The sequence below is a fragment of the Sporomusa malonica genome, assembly GCF_900176355.1.
Lineage (GTDB): Bacteria > Bacillota > Negativicutes > Sporomusales > Sporomusaceae > Sporomusa > Sporomusa malonica.
On the sequence record NZ_FWXI01000006.1, the window covers coordinates 23,999 to 48,724 of the forward strand.

Annotated in this window: 22 protein-coding genes; all 22 read right to left on the reverse strand. The window is 42.9% G+C overall.

The annotated features are described in order from the left end of the window. Positions 1-3: 3 nt before the first annotated feature. The 22 genes from B9A22_RS08240 to B9A22_RS08350 all read right to left on the reverse strand — a co-directional run bounded on the left by B9A22_RS08240 (position 4) and on the right by B9A22_RS08350 (position 24,690). Positions 4-207 carry a 4Fe-4S binding protein gene (locus tag B9A22_RS08240; protein WP_084575249.1) on the reverse strand — a complete coding sequence of 68 codons (204 nt, stop codon included), beginning with the start codon at positions 205-207 and terminating at the stop codon, positions 4-6. A 580-nt stretch (positions 208-787) separates the two neighbouring features. Continuing rightward, a complete protein-coding gene (locus tag B9A22_RS08245; RefSeq protein ID WP_084575250.1) occupies positions 788-1,534 on the reverse strand; it encodes a FadR/GntR family transcriptional regulator in 747 nt (248 codons plus the stop codon). Between the two features lie 217 nt (positions 1,535-1,751). Then, positions 1,752-2,990 (reverse strand): (Fe-S)-binding protein, encoded by a 1,239-nt coding sequence (locus B9A22_RS08250; RefSeq protein WP_084575251.1) that lies wholly within the window; start codon positions 2,988-2,990, stop codon positions 1,752-1,754. Positions 2,991-2,992: 2 nt separating this feature from the next. After that, positions 2,993-4,378: an FAD-binding oxidoreductase gene (locus B9A22_RS08255; protein WP_084575252.1), complete on the reverse strand. Its 1,386-nt coding sequence runs from the start codon at positions 4,376-4,378 to the stop codon at positions 2,993-2,995. Between the two features lie 133 nt (positions 4,379-4,511). Further along, positions 4,512-5,588: a butyrate kinase gene (gene buk / locus B9A22_RS08260; RefSeq protein ID WP_084575253.1), complete on the reverse strand. Its 1,077-nt coding sequence runs from the start codon at positions 5,586-5,588 to the stop codon at positions 4,512-4,514. Then, positions 5,578-6,507 (reverse strand): phosphate butyryltransferase, encoded by a 930-nt coding sequence (locus tag B9A22_RS08265; RefSeq protein WP_084575254.1) that lies wholly within the window; start codon positions 6,505-6,507, stop codon positions 5,578-5,580. The genes buk and B9A22_RS08265 overlap by 11 nt, the downstream gene beginning before the upstream one ends. Before the next feature lie 32 nt (positions 6,508-6,539). Continuing rightward, a complete protein-coding gene (gene nifJ, locus B9A22_RS08270; RefSeq protein ID WP_084575255.1) occupies positions 6,540-10,064 on the reverse strand; it encodes a pyruvate:ferredoxin (flavodoxin) oxidoreductase in 3,525 nt (1,174 codons plus the stop codon). A 533-nt stretch (positions 10,065-10,597) separates the two neighbouring features. After that, the gene (locus B9A22_RS08280) at positions 10,598-12,031 is read right to left on the reverse strand and encodes a sigma-54 interaction domain-containing protein (protein ID WP_084575257.1); all 1,434 of its coding nucleotides are present in this window, start codon (positions 12,029-12,031) and stop codon (positions 10,598-10,600) included. Between the two features lie 495 nt (positions 12,032-12,526). Then, the gene (locus B9A22_RS08285; protein ID WP_084575258.1) at positions 12,527-12,982 is read right to left on the reverse strand and encodes a GyrI-like domain-containing protein; all 456 of its coding nucleotides are present in this window, start codon (positions 12,980-12,982) and stop codon (positions 12,527-12,529) included. A 36-nt stretch (positions 12,983-13,018) separates the two neighbouring features. Further along, a complete protein-coding gene (locus B9A22_RS08290; protein WP_084575259.1) occupies positions 13,019-13,306 on the reverse strand; it encodes a DUF3795 domain-containing protein in 288 nt (95 codons plus the stop codon). 57 nt (positions 13,307-13,363) lie between these two features. Beyond that, the gene (locus tag B9A22_RS08295; RefSeq protein WP_084575260.1) at positions 13,364-14,284 is read right to left on the reverse strand and encodes a helix-turn-helix transcriptional regulator; all 921 of its coding nucleotides are present in this window, start codon (positions 14,282-14,284) and stop codon (positions 13,364-13,366) included. A 233-nt stretch (positions 14,285-14,517) separates the two neighbouring features. Next, positions 14,518-14,781 carry an RNA chaperone Hfq gene (gene hfq / locus B9A22_RS08300; RefSeq protein WP_084575261.1) on the reverse strand — a complete coding sequence of 88 codons (264 nt, stop codon included), beginning with the start codon at positions 14,779-14,781 and terminating at the stop codon, positions 14,518-14,520. 39 nt (positions 14,782-14,820) lie between these two features. Further along, positions 14,821-15,756, reverse strand: coding sequence for a tRNA (adenosine(37)-N6)-dimethylallyltransferase MiaA (miaA, locus tag B9A22_RS08305; RefSeq protein ID WP_084575262.1), 936 nt, complete (start codon positions 15,754-15,756; stop codon positions 14,821-14,823). Beyond that, positions 15,744-16,568, reverse strand: coding sequence for a class I SAM-dependent methyltransferase (locus B9A22_RS08310; protein ID WP_084575263.1), 825 nt, complete (start codon positions 16,566-16,568; stop codon positions 15,744-15,746). The genes miaA and B9A22_RS08310 overlap by 13 nt, the downstream gene beginning before the upstream one ends. An 11-nt stretch (positions 16,569-16,579) precedes the next feature. Continuing rightward, entirely contained in the window at positions 16,580-18,403 is a 1,824-nt protein-coding gene (gene mutL / locus B9A22_RS08315) for a DNA mismatch repair endonuclease MutL (RefSeq protein ID WP_084575264.1), read from the reverse strand. After that, complete coding sequence (mutS, locus tag B9A22_RS08320; RefSeq protein ID WP_084575265.1) at positions 18,400-21,009, reverse strand: DNA mismatch repair protein MutS; 2,610 nt, start codon at positions 21,007-21,009, stop codon at positions 18,400-18,402. The genes mutL and mutS overlap by 4 nt, the downstream gene beginning before the upstream one ends. A gap of 29 nt (positions 21,010-21,038) precedes the next feature. After that, complete coding sequence (gene miaB, locus B9A22_RS08325) at positions 21,039-22,385, reverse strand: tRNA (N6-isopentenyl adenosine(37)-C2)-methylthiotransferase MiaB (RefSeq protein WP_084575266.1); 1,347 nt, start codon at positions 22,383-22,385, stop codon at positions 21,039-21,041. A gap of 171 nt (positions 22,386-22,556) precedes the next feature. Beyond that, entirely contained in the window at positions 22,557-22,799 is a 243-nt protein-coding gene (locus B9A22_RS08330) for a hypothetical protein (RefSeq protein ID WP_084575267.1), read from the reverse strand. Positions 22,800-22,872: 73 nt separating this feature from the next. Then, on the reverse strand, positions 22,873-23,076 hold the full coding sequence (locus B9A22_RS08335; RefSeq protein ID WP_084575268.1) for a hypothetical protein: 204 nt from the start codon (positions 23,074-23,076) through the stop codon (positions 22,873-22,875). Further along, positions 23,069-23,275, reverse strand: a complete 207-nt coding sequence (locus B9A22_RS24955; RefSeq protein ID WP_139796205.1) for a LexA family protein — start codon at positions 23,273-23,275, stop codon at positions 23,069-23,071. Before B9A22_RS24955 ends, B9A22_RS08335 begins: the two co-directional genes overlap by 8 nt. Before the next feature lie 176 nt (positions 23,276-23,451). After that, positions 23,452-23,904, reverse strand: a complete 453-nt coding sequence (locus B9A22_RS08345; RefSeq protein WP_084575270.1) for a VanZ family protein — start codon at positions 23,902-23,904, stop codon at positions 23,452-23,454. Between the two features lie 78 nt (positions 23,905-23,982). Further along, positions 23,983-24,690 carry a phosphatase PAP2 family protein gene (locus B9A22_RS08350; RefSeq protein WP_084575271.1) on the reverse strand — a complete coding sequence of 236 codons (708 nt, stop codon included), beginning with the start codon at positions 24,688-24,690 and terminating at the stop codon, positions 23,983-23,985. Positions 24,691-24,726 lie beyond the last annotated feature (36 nt).

A 24,726-nucleotide genomic window follows, 5' to 3' on the forward strand; every position in this document is an offset into this window, starting at 1 on the left:
ATTCTATTCGTAAATTTCAATTACTACATCTGGACAGGCCTTCGCACATAGCGTGCACCCAACACACTCTGAATCATCGGGGCAAGACACAGGATGATATCCTTTGGCATTAAAATCCGAAGACATAACAATAATGTCTTTGGGGCATACATCTACACACAGCCCGCACCCTTTACACCTTTCCTCTCGAATAACCGGTTTTGGCATAACCCATTCCTCCTTAAGTTTTTTATATTATCGGAAGCACTTGTATAGGGCTTCCCCGAACGCAAATTATATTATCTGGGGCATACGCTATTTTTGAAGCATTGTAATATTCGCCTGTACCACGAAATAAAGATTAGGAGATTTTGTTGGTCTTCCGCCATATACCATCTCTCGTATCTCTGATTAACTCCTCGTAAGAATCCGGATGAACAATATTGATGAAGCTTTAGGCCTGATCCGCAGAAAACAACTTAGATTGAAATTCCTGTCGTAAATTCATCAGATCGCCCTCTGATCAAACCACCTGTATTACCTGTATGACAAGTGGTTTCCATAATACAATATGTTATACTTTTATGAATATCGGTACTCCTTGAAAAAGAATACATTATCTCAGGGAAACCAGAATAACGCCAACTGGTATGACTGGTATGACAAGTTACTTGTGATATATTAAATATCACGACGCGACACTTAAACTATTACACTTCGCAGATATTTATAATTACTGCAGAGATACAATGTTCAAAAATCCGTCACCTTTCTACCTGTGAAATTTCCTAGTTTATTACAAATTCCATCAATAGTCCTCATCACTATTGAAAATTTTTTCGCCGGCGAGATTTCCGAACCATTCTGTTACCTCTGCCAAATGTGCCTGCATCGATTTTTCGGCTCCCTCTGGATCATGCAACTTAAGCGCATTAAGTAAATCTTCATGTGCTGAAAATACCTTCTGCGGAGTCCCAGGTCGTTCGTAAAACAATGGAACAAACCCAGCAAATAAGTTAATTAGAGGCCACATCATAATAATAAGCACAGGGTTGCCAGTGGCTTCCGCCAAGCCTCTATGGAAGTTTGTGTCAGCTTGAAGATATCTTTCAGGAAAATCTAAATATTTGATCATCTCGCGGCAATCTTGCTCAAGCCTACTAATCTGATCCTCAGTGACATTAAGACTAGCAATTTTTGCAACCTCTGGCTCAATAATAGCCCTTGCTTGCATTAGGTTTGCTAATGTGATTGATCCATTCCTTATCAGTCGCTGAACCGGTTCAATGACAGTTCGAATTCCAGGTTTTCTAACATATGCACCTTTGCCCTGAATCATAGTTATAAGGCCTTGCGATTCTACAACTCTTAGTGCCTCCCGTAATACAGATCGACTAACACCAAGCTGTTCTCCGAGCTCACGTTCCGACGGCAACTTGTCTCCTGCACTCAGACTTCCGCAATCAATAAATGCTCGTAAACGCGCTACAGTAGCATCAAAAATATTACCACGCACTATGCCTTCTCTGTCGTGGAGCAGGTGATTTGTACCCATTAAATCTCCCTTTCACAGTTCTCCTGTATTACTGGTATGATGAGTTGATTAAATTTTCTAACTATTATTAATTTCAGTGTAGTATACTAAAAGCCATATGTCAATCACTTTTCGAACTACATTTTTTAAAGAACTCTAGTCTCTGCACTTCCTTCAGTCGATCACGATGACGGAGGAAATTTCCCTTTGTTGGAATCGTTTCACAATGGCATTCCTTCTAAAAGGTTTTGGCTAATAGTTCAATTGGGTGTTCTACTGTCATCGGCAGATTTCTGCGGGCTATACCATGATTAATCTGCATTCGGCACGCCGGGCACCCGGTTGCGATTATGGCGGCGTTTACGGTTGCTGCGTTGTTGAGCTTCCGGTCCAGAATGCGTTGTGACAATTCGTAGTGGGTCATGCCGAAGCTGCCAGCACTGCCGCAGCACCGATCCGATTCCGACATTTCTTTGAATACGAGACCCGGTATGGCTTTGAGGATTTCGCGCGGTTGCGCTTTGACTCCCTGGCCGCGGTTCAGATGACACGAGTCGTGATAGGTCACGATTGCTTCGGTGGGTTTGTTCCCTGCTTTGACACCGATGGTATCTACCAGAAATTCAGATACGTCGCGGACTTTTTTCGCAAAATCGGTGGCTTCAGGCAGCAATTCTCCGTATTCTTTCAGAACACCGCCGCAGGTCGCACAATCAGTTACGATTACTTCTGCGCCGGTTTCCATCAACAATTTGACGTTGTGAGCCACCAGTTTTTTAGCCATCTCCCTGTCGCCGTAAGCCAGGTGGGGCGTACCGCAGCATTGGACGTCCGTTGGGATTACGACTTCACAGCCATGACGCTCAAGCACATCAATAACCGCTTTCCCAAGGGCAGGATTGACCATGTTGGTCATGCAACTGATAAAATAGGCCACCCGGATTTTGCCGCCCTTTTTCTGCGACCGTTGGAAAAGGATACTGCGAAAAGTCTGGGGTGCGAAATTCGGCATCAAGCTCTCCTGATGGGCCATATCCGTGGATACTGCTTTGAGGATGCCGCTGGTCCGCACCAGCTTCTGCATGCCGGAGATTTGATAAAAGTAAGCCATTTTTGCCGCAAATCCCTGCATGTCATTGTTGGGAAGAAAATTCTGCAACGCCGCTTTGACCGGGAAGGGCAGTCCGACCTTGTCGGCAATGTGGGCTCTGGCCGCTAAAACCAGTTTATCAGTATGCACCGCGGGCGGGCAGTTGGCTACACATGCTTTGCAGTTAAGACATAGATCCATAATTTCTTTAAAGCGTGGCGAAACCGTAATGTTGCCGTCGATCAGTTCCTTTACCAGTCTAACTTTGCCACGAGCCACCGCCGGTTCAGAACCAAGTTCCGCATAGATCGGACACACCATCTGACACAGCCCACATCGGATGCATTTGAACGATTCCTCTTGAAAATCGCTGATTGAATGTGTCATGGTTACTCACCTCGTATGAACATTTTGCCAGGATTTAAAATATTGTTGGGATCGACCGCCTTTTTGATCGCACGCATGAGCGCTATACCATCGTCGCCAAACTCCCATTGCATATATTTCTGTTTAACTATACCGATTCCGTGTTCCCCGCTGAGGGTACCGCCCATGTCCAACGCCGCCCGGAACATTTCGTCAATCGCCAACTCGACGCGTTTCATTTCTTCTACATTGCGCTCGTCGGTCAGAATAATCGGGTGCATGTTCCCGTCGCCGGTATGACCCAAAATGGGAATATTGAGCTGGTATTTGGCAGCGATCTGCTGGATGGCGCGGACGATATCGGGCACTTTACTGCGAGGTACGGTGGCGTCTTCAGTGATGACCGTAGGTGCGCTCTTGGCCATTACCCCGAAAGCCGAGCGCCGCCCTTCCCACAATTTAGCCGCCTGATCCGCGTCCTGCGCGACCCTTACCTCGCGGGCGCCGCAAGTTTTGCAAGTTTCTTCTACTTTTTGGATTTGTCGGCCGACTTCATCGGCGCCGCCGTCCACTTCGATCAGAACGACGCCATCGGCGTCCAACGGCAAGCCGACCGGTTTGAAGGCCTCAATCAGTTTCATGGCATTGTTATCCATGAGTTCAAGGGAGGTTGGAATAATTCGATTTTTAATGACATCCGATACAGCTTTGGCCGCATCATCCAGACTGTCAAACACGGCCAGCAAAGTCCGTTTGGCTTCCGGCAATGGCAGGAGTCTGACGGTGATTTCCGTAATTATGCCCAGCGTTCCTTCCGAGCCGGTAAAGAGCCGCATCAAATCGTAGCCGCTAACATTTTTGATGGTTTTGCCGCCACACCGGACTATGCTTCCCGTAGGAGTGACCACTTCCAGGCCCTGGACATAATCGCGGGTAATACCATATTTGACGCCCCGTGGCCCGCCAGCATTCTCGGCGACATTCCCACCGAGGGTGGACATAAACATACTTGACGGATCGGGCGGATAAAAAAGTCCTACTTTCTCAACGGCCTTGTGTAGCGCCGCTGTTATCAGGCCCGGCTCGACCGTCGCTGTGAGGTTATCGGTGTCGATCTCCAGTATCTTGTTCATCCGGTGCAGGGCGATGACAATTCCACCCTCGACAGGCACCGAGCCGGCTGAAAGATTTGTCCCACCACCACGCGGAACTATCGGTATTTTTTCTTCGTTGGCCAGTTTTACGATCAAGGCGATTTCCTTGGTGTTGGCAGGCGCAACCACTGCGTCAGGCAAGTGAGATATCCACGTCGAATCGTAGGAGTAGCAGATTAGATCCTCTTTCGATGTGAATACCTCGTCTTTGCCAACTATACTGCGCAGCTTTTTAATGATTTGCTCGTTCAACATAACTTTCCTCTCCTCCAATATCCCTTATTGCTCCAGCCTCGTCTAAAACTTTTTGAGCGCAAGTACATAACACCTATCTCATGGTTATATATGTGATTTTTCGAAAGGATACTTAAATTAAGCAACTCAATATTTATTTGTATTCCTTTGCTTTCTCCTCGCCTCTAAGCACTCTTATCGCACCTTCTGTCAAAGCGCTCATTTCATTTTCTCCTGGTACAACTTTTACATCGGCAATAAACCTTACTCGATCTGCAATCAGTTTGACTAGCATCTTATCATAAGCAAGGCCACCAGTTAGAACGATAGAATCCACCATTCCGAATAATACGGCTGAACCTGCCGCAATCTCTTTTGCAATCTGGTAGGCCATCGCTTCATAAACCAGTTTTGCTTTCTCATTACCTGCTTCGATCATTCTTCCAACTTCTCTGCCATCATTTGTACCTAAATAGGCCACTAAGCCTCCCTTGCCGGCAATTAGTTTCTTGACCTCGTTCATCGAATATTTTCCTGAAAAACATAGCTTAATTAATTGCCCTGTAGGGATTCCGCCTGTTCGTTCCGGCGTAAATGGACCTTCACCATAAAGACCGTCATTGACATCAATGACTCTCCCGCCTTGATGAACACCTACCGTTATACCACCGCCCATATGAGCAACAATTAAATTAGCTTCATCATACGACTTACCTAATTCTTTTGAAATTCTCCGAGCAACAGCCTTCTGATTTAATGCATGAAAGATACTTATTCTCTCGCAGTCTGGTAGGCCGGATACTCTCGCAATATTTGCAAGTTCATCAACTACAACAGGATCAACAATGAAAGAAGGAATATTAAGGTTATCGGCTATTTCCTTGGCGATAATTCCGCCTAAGTTCGATGCGTGCTCACCTCTTTCCGCATGACGCAAATCTTCGATCATAGCTTCGTTAACCGCATAAGTGCCGCCTTCGATAGGTTTTAACAGCCCGCCCCGCCCAACTACGGTATCCATGGTGCCAATATTTATGTTGTTTTCTGCCAATAATCTGAGTATCCCATTTTTTCTAAATTCATATTGTTCTATAACACTTGCAAATGGTGCCAATTCCTCATTCGAATATCTTACTACCTTTTCAAAAAGTAGCTGTTCATTATCATAGACGGTAACTTTTGTTGATGTTGATCCTGGGTTAATGGCTAATACTCTAAATTTATCTTTCACAACTTTTTTTCTCCTCGTATTTACTTGCCATTAAAACACCGATTGCGATTGAGTTGAGCTTTGCGATATCGGAATCAGCCCTTGATGTCAAAACAATAGGTGCCTTGGCTCCCACAATAATCCCCGCTATTTTGCCCCTTGCAAAAAAAACGATTGATTTATACAACATATTTCCCGATTCTATAAATGGCATTAAGAGTATTTCTGCATTACCTGCGACCGTATTTGTAATCCCCTTATGTTTCGCAGCCTCAACCGATACTGCATTATCAAGAGCAAGTGGTCCTGCCACCATACATCCTGTTAAGTCACCGGTTTCGCTCATTTTTACCAGTCCCTCAGCATCTAGGGTTGCCCTCATTTTTGAATTGACTTTTTCAACCGCACAAACACAAGCCACTTTGGGATTATCATTGCCTAGTGCATTGGCAACTTGCACTGCATTTTCAATAATTTGTTTTTTTGTCTGTAAATCCGGTTCAATATTCATTGCCGCATCGGTAATATAGAACAATCTGTCATAGCCATCCACATCTGCTACCGCAACATGGGATAATACATTTTCCGTCCTAAGTCCAAATTCTTTGTCAAGTACAGCCTTTAATATTATGGCGGTGTCTACCATTCCTTTCATAACAACTTGTGCTTCACCATTCGCAACAAGCTGCACCGCCGTTCTACATGCCTCAGTGTTATCTTTTTTTTCAATTATTTTAAACTTACCTATATCGATATGATTTTCTTGCGCTATCTGCCGGATTTCCGCTTCATTGCCTACCAATATAGCGTTTGCTATCCCTAATTCCTTGGCGCTGTTAACTGCCAGCAGTACTTCACAATCTTGTGCGACTGCCACGGCAATCGTTTTAGGCCCTTTCGTCTGTGCAGTCTTTACAATTTCTTCGAATTTTTTTATCATCGCATTACCATCCTCATTGTTTTCCCGAAACCCTATTTTTCAGCCATTTTTTTATAAGCTTGATATTTTTCAGTGGCTGCTTTTTCTGCCATCGCAAATAATACTTCTGCCTCTTCAGGGAAACTTCTCAATAATGATGAGTATCTTACTTCTCCCATCAGGAAATCTTTAAAGCTTGCCTTGGGTTCTTTTGAATCCAGCACAAATGGATTGTTACCCTCTTCTTTAAGCAGGGGATTGTATCTGTACAGATGCCAGTAACCTGCTTCCACCGCATTCTTGGCTTCTAGTTGGGCGTACCCCATTCCTTTTGTCAGCCCGTGACTAATGCATGGCGCATAGGCAATGACCAGCGATGGGCCTTTATAGCTTTCCGCTTCTTTTAGTGCTTTAATTAATTGAGCCTGATTTGCGCCCATGGCTACTTGCGCCACATATACATAGCCATAAGTCATCGCAAGCATCCCAAGATCTTTTTTCTGGATTTTTTTGCCGGAAGCTGCAAACTGTGCAACCGCGCCAATTGGTGTCGCTTTTGAAGATTGTCCGCCTGTATTGGAATATACTTCTGTGTCTACAACTAAAATATTAACATCCTCTCCCGATGCCAACACATGATCCAATCCACCGTATCCAATATCATACGCCCATCCGTCACCGCCATACATCCACATCGACTTCTTTACAAGATGTTCTTTATTATTCAATACATATTCTTTAACTGCTTGTTCCACACCAGTTAAACTTACCGCCTGTAACGCCGCTAGTAACTCTTTGCTTACAGTTTTTGTAACGTTACCATCGTCAATATGTTCCAGCCATTTAGCAATGGCTTCTTTCAAAACCTCATCCTTGGTAAGTTTCAATAGTTGTTCCAACTTCATGGCAAGTCTTTGTCTTTGCTGCTTCACTGCCAGGCACATACCCAAGCTAAATTCCGCATTGTTTTCAAATAAGGAATTTGACCATGCAGGACCGAATCCATCCTTATTGACTGTGTACGGAAAACATGGTGCTGCCGCACCCCAGGCCTGGGTACAACCGGTTGCATTGGCTATATACATTCTATCGCCGTAAAGCTGGGTCATAAGTTTCATATATGGAGTTTCTCCACAGCCTGCGCATGCACCAGAAAACTCAAGTAGCGGCTGCTCAAACTGACTTCCCTTTACACTAAACTTATCCAAAGGATTGTCTTTGTGTGAAAGCTTTAAGGAATAATCCCAGTTTGCTATTTCCTCATTTTGGCTTTCCAGAGGTTTCATAACAAGCGCTTTCTCCTTTGCAGGGCAAACTTGCACACAGCTTCCACAACCGTAGCAGTCTAATACGTCTACCTGCATTCTATAATTATAAATTTCTAAGCCTGGTCCTTTTGCTTTTTTCGTTTCATAGCCCTGTGGTGCTGCTGCTGTTTCTCCATCTGTAATCAGAAAAGGTCTTATTGCTGCGTGAGGGCATACGTACGAGCATTGATTGCATTGGAGACAGTTATCCGCAATCCACTCAGGGACGTCAACAGCAATACCTCTTTTGTCAAAAGCCGATGTTCCCATAGGGAATGTACCGTCTTCCATCCCAACAAATAAGCTAACAGGAATGTCATCGCCCTTTTGGGCATTCATAGGAATCATTAAATTCTTAATAAAATCAGGTACATTCCCATTAAATTCAGCAACTACGTCTGCTGCATTTAGCCATGATAAAGGAATATCTACTCTCTGTAGACCATCTACACCTTGATCCACCGCAGCATAATTCATAGCGATAATTTTATCGCCTTTTTTGCCATAGGTTTTGAGAATCGCCTCTTTCATATACTCGACAGCCTGCGGCACAGGAATCACATTAGATAATTTAAAGAACGCTGCTTGAAGAATGGTATTCGAACGATTTCCCAGTCCAATCTCTTTGGCAATTTTAATTGCATCAATGATATAAAATTGAACATTCTTCTTTGCCAGTACTCTTTTTACAGTTGCCGGGAGGTTTTCATCCAGCTCTTTACCTGTCCAGCTACAGTTTAATAAAAAGATGCCGTTATTTTTAATATCGGAGACAATATCATATTTATCGATATAAGACTGATTATGACATGCTACAAAATCTGCCATTTTTACATAATAGCTTGAACGTATGGGTTTTTTCCCAAAACGCAGGTGTGATTTCGTGACACCGCCAGACTTTTTCGTATCGTATTCAAAATAGGCTTGAACATATCTATCTGTATGATCCCCGATAATTTTAATGGAGTTCTTATTAGCGCCTACGGTACCGTCGGAGCCAAGACCCCAAAGTTTACAACTGATTGTTCCCTCATCGGCAAGATCTAATTCTTCCCCTACCGTTAGAGATAAATGAGTTACATCATCATTGATACCTACAGTAAAGTACTTTTTGGGCTCAACATTCATCATATTATTATAAACAGCTACCATTTGGGCCGGAGTAACATCTTTCGAGGACAACCCATACCGTCCTGAAAAAATCTGAGGTCTTATTCTTTGGTCAATAAATGCTGAACAAACATCGAGATATAACGGTTCACCCAATGCACCCGGTTCCTTGGTTCGATCCAAAACAGTAACTTTTTTCACGGTACCTGGCATCTCTCTAAAAAAGTGCTCCAGCGAAAATGGTCTGTAAAGATGCACTTGAAGATAGCCTGATTTTTTTCCCTGTCTATTTAAAGCATCTACTGTTTCCTGAATTGTTCCACTTACAGATCCCATGGCAACAATCACATATTCCGCGTCTTCTGCTCCGTAATAATTAAATAACTTATAATTTCTGCCTGTAAGTTTATTGATTTCATTCATATAGTTTTCTACAATAAACGGCAGTTTATCATAGAAAGGATTTGCTGCTTCTCTGGCTTGAAAGAAAACGTCAGGATTTTCTACCGCACTTCTCATTACGGGTCTTTCAGGGTTTAAGGAACTCTTGCGAAATTCTTCAAAAGCCTCTTCGTCCAATAGTTTGCTGAGATCTTTATAATCTAAGCATTCTACTTTTTGAATTTCATGTGAAGTTCTGAATCCGTCAAAGAAGTGTAAAAACGGAATTCTGCCCTTAATAGCTGCTAGATGCGCCACACCGGATAAATCCATAACCTCCTGCACACTTCCCGTAGACAGCATGGCAAAACCTGTCTGCCTGCAAGCCATAACATCCGAGTGGTCGCCAAATATTGAGAAAGCATGAGTTCCCACTGTACGAGCACTCACATGAAGTACACCCGGCTTTAATTGTCCGGACAGCCGATACATCGTCGGTATCATTAAAAGCAATCCTTGTGATGCTGTGTAAGAAGTTGTCAAGGTTCCTGCTTCCAAGGAGCCGTGCATGGCCCCGATAGCCCCTGCCTCTGACTGCATTTCAACTAACCGGACTGTTTGACCAAATAAATTCTTCTTTCCCTTTGCCGACCATAAATCAACATACTCCGCCATAGGAGAAGATGGTGTAATCGGATAAATGGTTGCAACCTCAGTGAAAGCATAAGATATATATGCTGCTGCTTCATTACCATCCATTGTATGCATTACTTTTTCCATATAAATTGCCCCTTTCACTATTGTCTCGATATGTAGGTAGAGCCCCAAATTCCAGGCTTTTCTCATTCCCAGGTAGACGCCCAGCCAGATTGGCCATTGTTATATCTTTTACCAATGCAAATATTGTGCCAATAAAACTTTGACTTTGTAGCACCACGCTAGGCAGCCTCTAGTATACCTGATTTGCTTCTCTTTGCCGGATTGCGGTAAGACTTCATAACGAACCAATAATAAAAAAATACTATGTATGGGCATAAAATGCTGCCTCATTCGATGCATCTTGCCTCATAGGTACAAATGCGTTGAATTCGCAATTAGCACTCAATTTATTGCAGCCAACTTGAGGCATTTTCCCTCAGAACATATAATCGAAGACGTCATGAAATCAGCTTGATCGCTCAGTAGTCCTTGACAAGATAATCTCACAAAAAAAGAGAAGATTCCTGTTCAACAAGAACCTTCTCTTTTTCGAATTGTTATTTGGTAAGGTTTATTTTTCTGAGTTCACGTTCCCGGATTATTGTGCAAACCCATTACTTTTCTAGGCATAATTGATCAAGACCGTACTTCTTGATCTTCCGCAATACTGTTGTTTGATCAATCCCCGTAGCTTTGGCGATTTGGCGGCTACTTGAATGAAGTCTCATTGCATGAGATAAAATCTGCTTTTCCACCTCTTCGACCACTTGGGGGATCAGGCTAAACCGATTTACCATTATCATGTCAGTCGGCGCATCGGTTAGGTTCTTACATCTCAGGAGATCACCATCATCAGAAATAGATGATAATTCCAGTTGTTCTCCGTCGCTTAGAACAACCATCCGTTCAAGCATGTGCTTTAACTGGCGTACATTCCCAGGCCAGATGTAGCTTTCTAATGCCTTTTGAACTTCGAAACTAAGCCTTTTGCTCTGTCCGTAACGCCGGTTACACTCATTCAGAAAGTACATGCAAAGCGGCCGGATATCTTCGGGACGCTCCCGAAGTGGCGGAATGTGGAAATGAATAACATTTAAGCGATAGTAAAGATCTTCTCTAAATCTGTTTTCACGCACCATATTTCCCAAATCTTTATTGGTTGCAGCTACAATCCTTACATTTACCGGAGTTGGCGAATTGGCTCCTACCCTGGTAATCTCACCAGCATCCAATGCCCTGAGCAGTTTTACCTGCAGACTAAATGGCAAATCACCGATTTCGTCTAAGAAGATCGTTCCCCCGTCAGCAGTTTCAAACAGGCCTTTCTTTCCATGCTTCAATGATCCGGTAAATGCACCACCAACATATCCAAAGAATTCTGATTCCAAAAGAGTATCTGGAATAGCTCCACAGTTGATGGCAACAAAAGGAGCCTCCCTTCTGGAACTGTTTTCGTGAATATACCTTGCCAATACTTCTTTGCCTACACCGGATTCCCCGGTTATTAAGACGGTAATATCGACGGAACTTACTTTTAGTGCAGCATGGAAAATCTCATTTATTCTACTACTAACGGCAACAAGGCCTGTTGCTTTAGGATTTTTTAAACTCTTATAATATAGTTCTTCAATTTCCTGCGCTCTTTCGAGCTGTTCCCGCAATTGCACCATCTCGGACATGTCCCGACAATTACCAATCACCAGGCGCACGCGTCCAGTTTCATCCAGAATCGGTTTGGCAGTAACCATGACCACCTTCCCTGGGATTAGGTTGTTATGGGTTCGGGTCACCGGTCTTTTGGTGTCTAGTGCCTCGATGCAAGCTGTTTTTTTATAGGGACTGTTTTGTGCGAACTCACGAAAGTTTTTACACTCGATGTCGTTCTTGTCAAGGCCTGTTATCCGGAAGTAAGAGTCATTTACTAACACCACATCCGCATTACCATCGAGGACAAGTATACCATCGTAGGATTGCTCAAATACAGCAGATATCTCTTCGAAAGTAAGATTGATATTTTGTGAATGCGGCGGCGAGGATACAACGGCCATATCAGAGCTCACTCCATTATTGTAATTTCCTGAAATAACAACGCCGTATACTGACTGTCAATACGGCGAGAGGCCTGCCTGCCTCTAAAAGACTCCCAAAACACTTTATAACTGTAGAATAGTTTATATCTTAATAGCAAAAACTCCTCTTTTTTTGTATATATCTGAACAAATATCTTAGAATGGGCGCGGGCGCTCGCTGCAATAGTGATGAATCTCGGAACCTACAAGACCCGTTCTTATGATAATACGGGAAAAACTGCAGAAAAGTATGTGAACCTTAGAGACTCTTCTCCACCGTCTCTAAGGCTTCACATACTTAATTTTACAGGATCTCTTTCTTAGCTTCTCTTACTTGATTATCTATTCTCTTTATCTGTCTTGAGCAAGCCTAGGTAATGTATTTGCGCTATGCGTCAGTTTTTCTCACGCTATTTGTCCGCCCGTATGTTATCTCCAGTCGCCGTTAGAAATCAGCGGGGAGGGCAATGTCAATCAGATTAATGGCATGACAATTTTCGTCAGCAGTTCGCTCTCAGGAACTTCCTGCGGGGAATTGAAGTAGTATTCGAAATAAATACCCGTCGAAGTATAACCGTTTTCCTCAATCCATTTGAACATTTCGTTATAGGGTTGCTCCATGCCACTGTAGGGGCCTTTGTATATACTGGAAACTACCTTACCTGGAGGAAGTTCACGAGCCTTTATGTCGTCTTTTTCCGGCAACAGTCTGGCAATAGGGAAGCCCATCTCAACGTCGAGGTTTTGCATATCCAGGTTGTGGTAGGCGGTAAACGGGGCACATACTGGTTTCTCACCAAACTCCTGCAAATAGGACATAATTTTCATGTAGCTTTCGCCAATGACCTGGGGAAGCAATTCCAACTTGGTGGTGGTTCTGATTGACACTACTGGTTGAGCCTTTTCTTCGCTTAGCTCAATCGCTAACATTGTTCATCCTCTCCTTCACGATCATGTATCCGTGCTTTAAATGCGTATAGTCTTTAGCTTGGCCACTCTGTCGTCAATTGATTTTTGATGTTCTTCATCACTCATCTCAGGGTCTTTTAGAGTACACCAGGTTTCACAAGGCAATTTTGCGCAATCACCGCAATTTTTATAGCCATTATCCGCTACACACTGGTAAACAGGGCATACATCAGCATTAATATACTTTGTCCAAAACACTCGGCCTTGCCGGGCTTCGCATCCCCCATTACATTCACTGTCATGATAGGTGCACCCATCACAACTGGCGCCGCAAACACATATCATTTTCTATCAGCTCCTTTCATAATCTGATGATAGCACAGCGAATAAGACAACTGTATGTCATATATGAGAAGAATCTTCATACATTTTTAATGTTTCCTTCATTCGCTCGATGAGGATATTCCTGATGTGGGGCGGCTCCAGCACCTCGACAAAGTGGCCGTAAGACAGAAGATAGCCATAAAGCCATTCGTTCTCAGGAAAGGCGACCTCCACTTCTAGCGTTCCATCTTCCTTTTTTACAATATAGGCATCGTCAAAATCATCATAAAGCCGGTTAAGTACCTTGTCGCAAAACCTTAATTTAAACGTTATCATGGGAGGCGGTTTTTCCATGGCTTCTTTTTCTGAGTCTGGCAGTTGCTTCGGAATGAAGGACTCAGTCGTTGTCACGACGTTCTTTATCCGTGATATGCGAAACAGGCGTTGACTGTTTCGTTTGCGGCAATAGGCAACCAAATACCATGAGCTGCCTTTATAAAATAGCTTGAGAGGCTCGACTGCGCGGCTGCCTCTGTCACCGTTCGCATTGACGTACTCGAAAGTGATGACCTTTCGGTTGACAATGGCATGTTTAATGGCGTCAAATTTGTTTCGCTCATTGGGGTGGCTTCCCCAATAGAAAAAGTCAATATCCACCCAGTCATTAGCCTGCGTATTTTTAAAAACAGCCTCCATTTTATCCAGTATCTTGTCGATCTCAGGATACTGGGTAGCTTGGAGCGTTTTTAAAGCCAGCAAGATACTGCCGCTCTCCTGATCGGACAGCAGTGTTTTGTTCAGCGTGTAGTTTTCCAGGAGCGAAATACCGCCGCCATTGCCTTTGCTCATATAGATAGGGACACCGGCAGTAGATAATGCTTCAACATCCCGATAGATGGTCCGGGTAGAGACACCGAAGCGCTTTGCTAAATTGCTGGCGGTCAGTGTGCCGCGGCTGAGCAGCAGGGTGGTTATTTCCAATAATCTGGCTATTTTCATTTCCATCACCTACCATAGTTATAACATATAACGGAGTGATGTGCATGATTATACTCATAAATTACTTAATCAGTAAATGATGAGCATTGTATTTATTGGGGCAAGTATAACACTACACAAGAGTAGCTTTTAAAGGATAAACATAGCATAAAGAAATCACCACTCCTATAACTCCGCTCTAAGAAAATGAAAAGTACCCCAGGCATTTTGCCTGGAGTACTGCAAGCCAACTTCTACTTATCAGTTTTGGCAGCCTCGTCCTTTTTCTCATGTAAATTAGCGGCAGACAGTGGGCGAAATGGGGTCACAGTTGAGATAGCATGCTTGTAAACCAACTGTTGTTTTCCTTCGTTTTCGATGATTACTGTAAAATTATCAAACCCTCTTACGGCTCCGCGTAATTGAAATCCATTAACCAGATATATAATGACCGGCACGTTTTCTTTTCGTACTTGATTTAAAAAACTGTCTTGCAGATTAATGACTTTATTAGTCAAATGAAATCCCTCCGTATTGATGTTCTACTCTTTCCTATTTTACCTTAGACAGAACTTTCCTGCAACATTATTGTAAATTATTTCCATTAAGTTGTTATAATTATCGAACTCATCAATATTATACCATGCTATATAGGGCATACTCCGGTAAAAAGTCAGTTGACGCTTAGCAAAATTACGAGTAGCCTGTTTTACATTCTCTGTAGCAGTTAACAAATCCTTTCCTGCGATAAGGTGCTCAATTATTTGTTTATATCCAATTCCCTGCATGGCCTGACAGTCTGGCGGTACACCTTTATGCAATAGCCGTGATACCTCATCGACTAATCCCTGTTCCAACATCAGATCAACACGCCTATTAATCCTATCATATAACGCAGCACGTTCCATAGTAAGACCAACCACGACAGCATCATATAGCAGCCTATTTGGTGCCGCTTTATCCTGCGAAACAGCTTCACCGCTCAGATGATATACTTCGAGTGCTCTAATTATCCTACGCAGGTCATTAACATGCAACCTGACCGCAGTTTGCGGCTGGACTTGAGCCAACATATCATGTAGGTATTGATTGCCATGTTGTTCTGCCATTCTAGCTAATTTCTGCCGAAGGTTTTCGTCGCTTGGTGCCTGATTGAACTGATAGCCTTCAAGCAATGCCCGAATATAAAGGCCGGTTCCGCCTGCTAAGATTGGGATAAGCCCGTTACTATTAATTTGTGTGATAAGTCTTTGGGCATAATTCTGAAAATCTACAACATTAAACTCTTCACACGGATCTAGGATGTCAATAAGATGATGCATAATACCGCTGCGCTCATCTAGGTCAGGTTTAGCGGTACCTATATCCATCCCCTTGTATACCAACATGGAATCGCCCGAAATGATCTGTGTATTAATTTTTTTTGCCAAATCAATGCTAACTCTGGTTTTTCCTACAGCAGTAGGTCCAATAATTACAATTAACCGTTCCATGGTGGGCCTCCGCCAGCCATCTTCTCTGGCATACAATCAATAATACCGTATTTAATACTGCTGTATTTTCCTCCAACGGTTGTAACTATTCCCAGTCGCGCAAACTCACTGCTACCTGCAGCTTCTTTTACTACAACTTTTTGCTTGGCTGCCCGGCAAGCTTGCCTAATCGCTTCAAGTGTAAGCGGGCGCATGTCTGCCAAAGTCCTAATTGGCTTTAAGCTGGAACTTTTGTTAATAGGATTACGAAACATGGGATCAAAGTAAATAATGTCAAAACTATTGTCTGGCAAGAATTCAAGGTATTGGCAATAGTCCACATTGTCTACCGTTATTCGGCGCAGCGCGCTTGTAATATCAGCTTCAGATTGAACTGAAAAATTTTGCAGGCCATATCTTGTTATCAAAGCAATTACCGGGGAACTTTCAAGTCCAGTAATCGCCCCGTTTGCGCCTGTTACAAAACTGGCAACAACGGCATCTGTCGCCAGACCCAATGTGCAATCAAGAACTGACATACCGGCTTTAAGCCCCATTGCGGTTACCATATGGTCATGTTTTCCATTTATTAAGTTTTTTATGCGCAGTTCGGCCATGCTTAAGTGAAAAAAGTACTCACCGGCTTCTGAGTGTGCAATTGGGCCATCGGCAGTTGCCACAATAAGCTCATTTACCTCATACTGCTCTCTGATAGCTGCCAGTGAATGGCGGTCACGTGGAACAAACGGTATAGACATTTCGGCAGCCATATCTTTCGCCATCTGGATAACACTCAATGGTGGCTTATGAACTGTTGTTACAACTAAATCCATATTAATCACACCTATGTACGCTTAAACATTTTTGCCAACTCATCTGGGCCAAATCTTACGATAGTTGGACGGCCATGTGGACAAGTATATGGCAAATCAGTTGTATACAGCTCACTGATCAGAGCCTGAATTTGCCGCATATTAAGTTTCTCACCTGCTTTAATGGCACTGCGACATGCTGCCATTTGGAGATAGGCATGCCGTAGTTCCTGGGCAGTAGGCTGATGCATCTCAGCAATTAATTTTAAGATTTGCCGCAATACCGCTTCCGCATCAGCCAGGGGAATATCAGCAGGCATCTCTATTAGCCGCATGGTATCAGGACCAACTTGTTCGAGAGTAAACCCCAGTTGATAAAAAGTATCCTGGTTCCCAGTAATGATGTCACAATCATCGTTCGTAAATTCGAGATATTGTACTACTAACAGCTGTTGTACCGGTACACGTCCTTTTGAGCGGCTCATCCGGTCATATAGTATTCTCTCGTGGGCAGCATGTTGGTCAATAATATAAAGGCCATCTTGCCCCTGAGCTACAATATAACAAGAGTCGATCTGCCCTAATGGATAAAGCTGATCATCCGTATACCGGGAAACGGAAGTGGCGCATTCAGTAAGTTGCTCCTCCTGTTTAATCGACTCTCTAACATCAGAAAAGGAAACACTTTCTTCCCGCCACAATTCTGGCATCCACTGCCGGGAGGCTACGGACGTATTAGAGTCAATTATATTAGGGTTACGAGGTTGAACATTGGCGCTGCCGTAACTCTCGCTACCACCTGGCAATCCCTGGCTTACCATCGGCCCAGACTGCACAGTTGCTGCTGCTTGCGTGTGCGATCCAGGCGCAGCCAAGCTAGAGGATATTGCTTTATATACTGCCCTGTATATCTTTTGATCATCACTAAATTTAACTTCTTTTTTTTGGGGATGGACATTAACATCGATTGATTCAACGGAAATATGGATATCAAGCACAGCCAATGGATAACCGTTTTTAGGTAGTAGCGAAAAATATGCATTATCCAATGCTTTGGCCATCATTCTGCTATTTACCACCCGCTGATTGACCATAAACGTCTGCCATTGGCGGCTGCTCTTAAGTAATGCTGGCTTAGCCACGTAGCCTGACACCTCAATACCTTCGTTGCTATACTCCACCGGCAAAAGTTCTGGAGTAACCTTATGCCCATAGATATCAGCAATTGCATCAGTCAACCGCCCGCTGCCTCTGGTAGATAATACCATGCGTTGATTGCTTATCAATTTAAAAGCGATCTGAGGATGAGACATTGACAGCTTTGTAACTATATCGCTTATATGACCACTCTCAGCAGACGGTGTTTTTAAGAATTTACGCCGGGCCGGAGTATTGAAGAACAAATCAGATACCGTAATGGTAGTGCCACATCCCGCCCCAGCTTCGCGAACATCGGCAAATATGCCGCCTTGAATTTCTACATAGCTCGCCATCGGCTCATCTAGCAAACGGGTAGTCAATGTAAAATTAGATACTGCGGCAATACTAGGTAAGGCTTCGCCGCGAAATCCCAATGAATTTATTGCTGCTAAATCTTCGGCAGTACGAATTTTACTAGTAGCATGACGCTTTACGGCAAGTTGCGCATCTTCACGGCTCATACCATTTCCATCATCTGTGACACGAATAAATTTTATTCCACCATCTATGATTTCAATTTCAATATTTTTACTGCCAGCGTCTATTGAATTCTCAACAAGCTCCTTAATGACGGCAGCCGGACGTTCGACAACTTCTCCTGCAGCTATTTTGTTGGCTGTATTCTCGTCTAATATATGAATTACTTGCTGGCTCATAACATTCCGCTTTCCTCTCTGGCCTTATTTTGCAGACGATACAACGTATTGAGCGCCTCCAGCGGGGTAAGCGTCATAACATCAATGTTGAGTAATTCATCGGCAATACTTGAGCTAAACAGTGATACTGTGGCGAGCGCGGTATGTTTGTTATTTTGCTGTTTAGTAGTTGGTGGAATAAGATCAGAATTTGCTTTACATTGTTCCAATTCATGCAAAATTTGTTGCGCCCGTTCAATAATTCGTTTCGGTAATCCGGCAAGCTGGGCAACATGAATACCATAGCTTTTATCAGCACCACCTGGTATAATCCGGCGCAAAAAAACAATATCATTGCCGCGTTCTTTTACAGCAACTGAATAATTTTTAATTACCTTACTAGATTCAGCTAGCTCGGTTAGTTCATGATAATGGGTAGCAAACAATGTTTTAGCTTTAACCTTATCTTTGATGTATTCGACAACAGACCGAGCAATGCTCATACCATCAAAGGTACTGGTACCACGCCCTATTTCATCTAAGATAATCAAGCTATTCGTTGTAGCAAATTTAATGATTTGAGCAGCCTCTGTCATCTCAACCATGAAAGTGCTCTGACCAGTTGCCAAATCATCACTAGCACCTACTCTGGTAAAAATCCGATCAATAGGACAGATAGAGGCTTCTCTTGCTGGAATGAAGCTACCTATTTGAGCCATAATTGTAAGAAGCGCTACTTGTCTCATATAAGTAGACTTACCAGCCATGTTAGGACCGGTAATTATCATTATTTCACTGTCGCGGTGGTTTAGCTCAGTATCGTTAGGCACAAACATCTCGCCACTTAAGAGACGCTCAACTACTGGGTGACGCCCATCTTTAATGATAAGCTCCCTGCTATGATTCAAATTGGGCCGGATATAATTATAGCGTGCTGCAGCTTCGCTCAACGAAATAATTACATCCAACTGGGCTATTTGGCGGGCAGTCTGCTGAATTTCACTGATACGCTCTTTGATATAATCCCTGATCACCACGAATAGTTGGTACTCAATATTGATAATTTTTTCTTGAGCACCAAGGACTTTGGTCTCAAAATCCTTGAGCTCTGGGGTAATATACCGTTCAGCATTGACCAGTGTCTGCTTACGGACATAGTTTGGGGGTACTGCACCAGTATTGGCGTGAGTTACTTCAATGTAGTAGCCAAAAACTTTATTATAACCTATCTTAAGTGACTTAATTCCTGTAGTTTCACGTTCACGCAATTCTAAGTCCTGAATCCATTCTTTACTATCTCTAGCGATGCTCCTAAGCTCATCTAGTTCTAAGTCATAACCAGTTCTAATAATACCGCCATCACGGACACCTAACGGCGGATTATCTGCAATAGCTGTTTCAATCATGTTGGCTACATCTACATGGGTTCTGGCCTCGATACTAATACCTGCCAACTGTTCAGCATGGCACTCTTGCAGCCTTATTTTTATCTCAGGCAGCACAGCCAGTGATGTTTTAAGCGCTGTCAAATCCCGAGCGTTAGCACTACCTACCTCAATACGGGTTAGAATACGTTCAAAATCGTATATGTTGTTAAGAAGCTCTTTTAGCGACTCTCTTACTGCCCGCTTATCCAGCAAATCGGCAATTGCATCCTGACGCTTAGAAATAGTAAGCGGATTTAAAAGAGGAAATTCCAACCATTTTTTTAGCAACCTGCCACCCATAGCTGTTTTGGTAAAATCCAGTACTGCCAGTAGGGTGTCTTTGCGACCACCGTCACGCATATTACGGGTAATCTCAAGATTGCGCAATGTCGAAGCATCTAGAATTAAATAATCCTGCGTATTGACTCTTGCCAGCTTATTTATATGAGAAAGATCACTCTTTAAGGTATAGTGAAGATAATATAGCAGATATCCAACTGCAGCCTGAGCCACTGTACTACTAGGTAGCTCTTGTTGGACAAAATGCTTACTCGGTAATTCTGAAACTAACGTAAGGTCAGCATTAGATAGTGTAGTAATAGTACAAGTAGATACTCGCTGTGCTAAGAAGCTATTTATGGTCGGGAGATCACCGAGTTTGCCTGCCAGCACCAATTCTGCCGGAAGCAGGCGATATAATTGATCACAAACTGTATTTGCCCTGGAACTACCTGAAAATGTCGCCCAAACGCATTCACCAGTCGAAATATCAGCCGCAGCTAAACATAATTCATCTGCTTCCTCATGTAGAAGTGCTAGATAATTGTTAGCTTTGTCAGGCAGCAAAGATTCGGCTAAAATGGTACCTGGAGTAATAATCTTGACAACTTCCCGCCTTACAATACCTTTAGCTTGTTTTGGATCTTCAACTTGCTCGCAAATAGCTACTTTGTACCCTTTGTTGATTAGTTTTGCAATATAATTATCAGCGGCATGATAGGGAACACCGCACATTGGCACTCGAGTATTTTGGCCGCCGTCACGTGAAGTCAATGTAATCTCCATTTCACGTGATGCTATTTCAGCGTCTTCAAAAAACATCTCATAGAAATCACCTAATCGAAAAAACAGTATCTCGTTGGTATGCCTGCTCTTTACTTCCCGATATTGTTCCAGCATCGGGGTGTAGCTTATTGCCATGCTGTAAATTTCTCCTCTGCCATTAGAAGTTAAATCAAGCGACCTTTTAAAACCCAAGTCTGAGCTGTATCAATTTGTATATTGACTAACTCGCCGATTTTCTCTGTTCCGGTTTTCTCCCACAATACAATTTTATTGGTACGAGTTCGCCCCATCAACTTATTCTCATCGTTTTTGCTTGGCCCCTCGACTAGTACTTCTAAAATATTACCTACAAGCTTTTTATTTATTTCGAGGCTAATTTCATTCTGAATATCCATCAGTTGATTAAGCCGTGCTTTTTTCGTTGGCAACGGCACTTGGTCCGGATATTTAGCCGCCGGAGTTCCAGATCTCTGTGAATATAAAAAGGTGTAGGCCGCGTCATATCTGATATTTTTTATGAATTCCAAAGTTTCTATAACATGTTCTTCACTCTCTCCCGGAAATCCTACTATTAAATCAGTTGTAAGACTAGCATTCGGAATAGCTTCACGAATTTTAGCTACAAGCTGACGGTAATATGCTGTAGTATAGCCGCGATTCATACGTTCAAGTATCTCATCATTACCTGACTGAACAGGCAGGTGGAAATGTTCACAAATCTTTTTACTATTTTTGATCGTTTCAATTACTTTGTCGTTGATATCCCGTGGATGGGATGTCATATAACGAATACGAGCAATTGTATCAATCTTATCAATAGCCTGAAGCAAATCGGCAAAATCAGGCTGTGACTCGCTATCCTTACCATAGGAGTTGACGTTTTGACCAAGCAGTGTTATCTCTTTAAAGCCATCTATTCCTAATTGTCGAACCTCAGCTACTATATCGTCAAGAGGCCGACTCCGTTCGCGCCCTCTGACATAAGGGACAATACAATATGTACAAAAGTTATTGCAGCCATACATAATAGGCACCCAGGCCGATATTTGACCTTTGCGCACTGTTGGAACATCAGGCGCCAGGCGTTCAGCCTGGTCCCAAACAGCCAATACAGGTTCGCGGCTTTTTTCTATTTGTGCAACAAGTTCAACAAGTTGATGAATGTTGTGTGTACCCATTACTAAATTGACATGAGGAAATTTCTTTAATATTTTATCTTTGTCCTTTTGCGCCATACAACCAACAACCCCAATAATTATATTGGGATTGACAAGTTTGCGCCGCTTCATCTCACCAATCCGACCATGAATTTTCTTTTCTGCACTTTCCCGGACACAACAGGTATTTATCAAAATTAAGTCAGCTTGATCAGCGTTCTCTGTTCCTTCATAACCAATTGTCCGCAGTTGACCAGCCAGACGTTCCGAGTCATTAAGGTTCATTTGACACCCGTATGTCTCAGTATAAAAGAGTTTTGGCCCTTGTTTTTGTTCGACAGATTTCGATTCCATTTATATGTTCAACTCCAATTGCTTATATTGTAAAATTTATTATAGCTTAAATTGCAGGCTTGTACAAATTAAGGAAACAAGATAGATAATATATATCCCAAACAATGCATCTGAAAAACTTCCTTCTATATAATAAGAACAAGTAAAGCCCCGGCATTTACGCCAGAGGCTTTATTCGTTTTTATACCTACACCAGCCCCGCCCCCACAACTCACCAACACAAGCCCCGCCCAAAACAACACTCGCAACCCAGGACACAGCGCCGATCAGGGACCAGACTTGTGCATAAACATCATCACTGGCGATACCGCTCAAGAGCATGCCGCCAAAGCCAACTACATATAAAGCCGAATCAACAGCCGCAAATATAATAACTACGGATATCAAGGCAACCCAATGCGCGTTCTTAAACACAAAACCACCTCACTGTTACGTTAGACAGCGGGGCGGTTTTTCCTGTTATTTCTCAACAAACCACTTACCATCATCATGAAATAAGATATACCTGCTTGCCAGCAATCTTACAGGTATATCTTATTCCCTGGCCGCCAGCTTTGAGTGATGCAGCCTGGCGAACGTCGAGGATTTTGTCAACTTCGAATTTGCGGCCATCGACCCAGTTCAAGGTGATTGGTTTTATTACTCCGTTTACATCGTGCTTAGCGGTGATACTGACAAATAGTTTAGTCACGACGAACCACCGTTATACATCTTGGACAGCCTGGCTTGCGCTCAATTAAGCCTTGGGCTTCTAGGCGAGTAAGATAGGTATGTACTGTAGCACTGCTACGCAGACCAACGGCAGCGCCAATCTCCCTAACTGTAGGCGGGCAAGAAGGTGGATATTCGCGTAAAAAATTAATGATTGCTGATTGCTTTGCTGAGAGCATAATGCCACTCCTTATAGAACAAATGTTCGTAAGTGTAAAGAGGGGATAAATGAGAAATGCCGCTCCCGGATGTGAACGGCTTGGATGAAGGGAAAGAAGTCGTATTTCGCTGAATACGGCTATGAATATTATACGCATTATTATTTCTTAGTTGCCATCGGCCAAGGTGCAAGTACTTATCGGAAATTATCATTACTCTGTAGTGCCTTTTTGCCGCAACAATACTTAACTAAACTAATTACGGTATACGCAGAAAACACATCAAGAATGATATCACCAAGCCGTGCAGTTCTTCCGGGAACATAGTATTGGTGCAACTCATCAAAGACAGCTAAAGCCGTAACATATAACAAGGTCTTTATTTTTTGCTTTCCTGTTGCAAAGTATATCGCCAAGCCTAAGCTAGAATAGGTAACAACGTGGACTAGTTTCTGCAAAATTAAACTTGGGCTAGGGCTTATGATATAAGAGAAAAAACCATCTCCAAAACCTAGATAAAAAGTATATTTTTGAATAAAACGCCAATATTCTTTGGTAACAGATATTTTTACAGTTATAATTCGGTCAGATAGTACGTAGATCAATGATATTATTAAGACTGCAGCCAACCAATACGGCCATTTCTTCATATAAAGTGCCTTTCGTAGAAATGTTTTTCTTATTATAACACATTCGCCAAAGAATGAAGCAGCTAAAACTTAGATCTATCAGAACTTCTTTATTACTGGCATTATTAGAGCACTAGCCCCACTAGAACTATCATTTTTACTGCATTTCGAATGTACTACATGCTTTGCAGTATAATAACCAATCAATGAACCAACAGCAACATCAGAGGCCCAGTGCTCATTGTCGTTTACTCGTGATAGAGCTGTCAAAGTAGCCAATCCATACATAATGTGTGATACATATGGTTTATCGTGATATTCAGTAGCAATAACCGTTGCCACTGAAAATGCAGTCGCTGCATGTTGAGATGGAAATGATACGTGTTCCTTTGACAAGCTCGGTCCACCCCAGTTATACGGTGATTCCGATTCTCTAGGCCTGCTTCTATGCGCAAGTAATTTTATAGTACCAGTTATAACGTTTGCAGTTAACATACTTTCAACCCCCATCACTGCTGTCCTTCTCATTTTTTCATTTCCATTATTCTTGGCGGTAAAATACATTACCCCTAAAACTGAACCGGTATACTTCATTTCTCCAAATCCTCTGGCTTGTTTTGATAACCAATCGCTGTTTGAATTACGATGTTCTTGAGCCCAGCTTTGTATATCTTTGTCAAAAGAATATACCTTCAGAGCCAACTCGGACTCAATCAGATGGTTGTAGTGATGTGCTTCGACTGGACGATTGAATAAGAAAAGCAAAAGAACTAAGACGATTAGTCTAATTTTTGACATTTGAGCCATTCCTTTAGTGGCCACCCACCGAAGGCGGACGGCTAA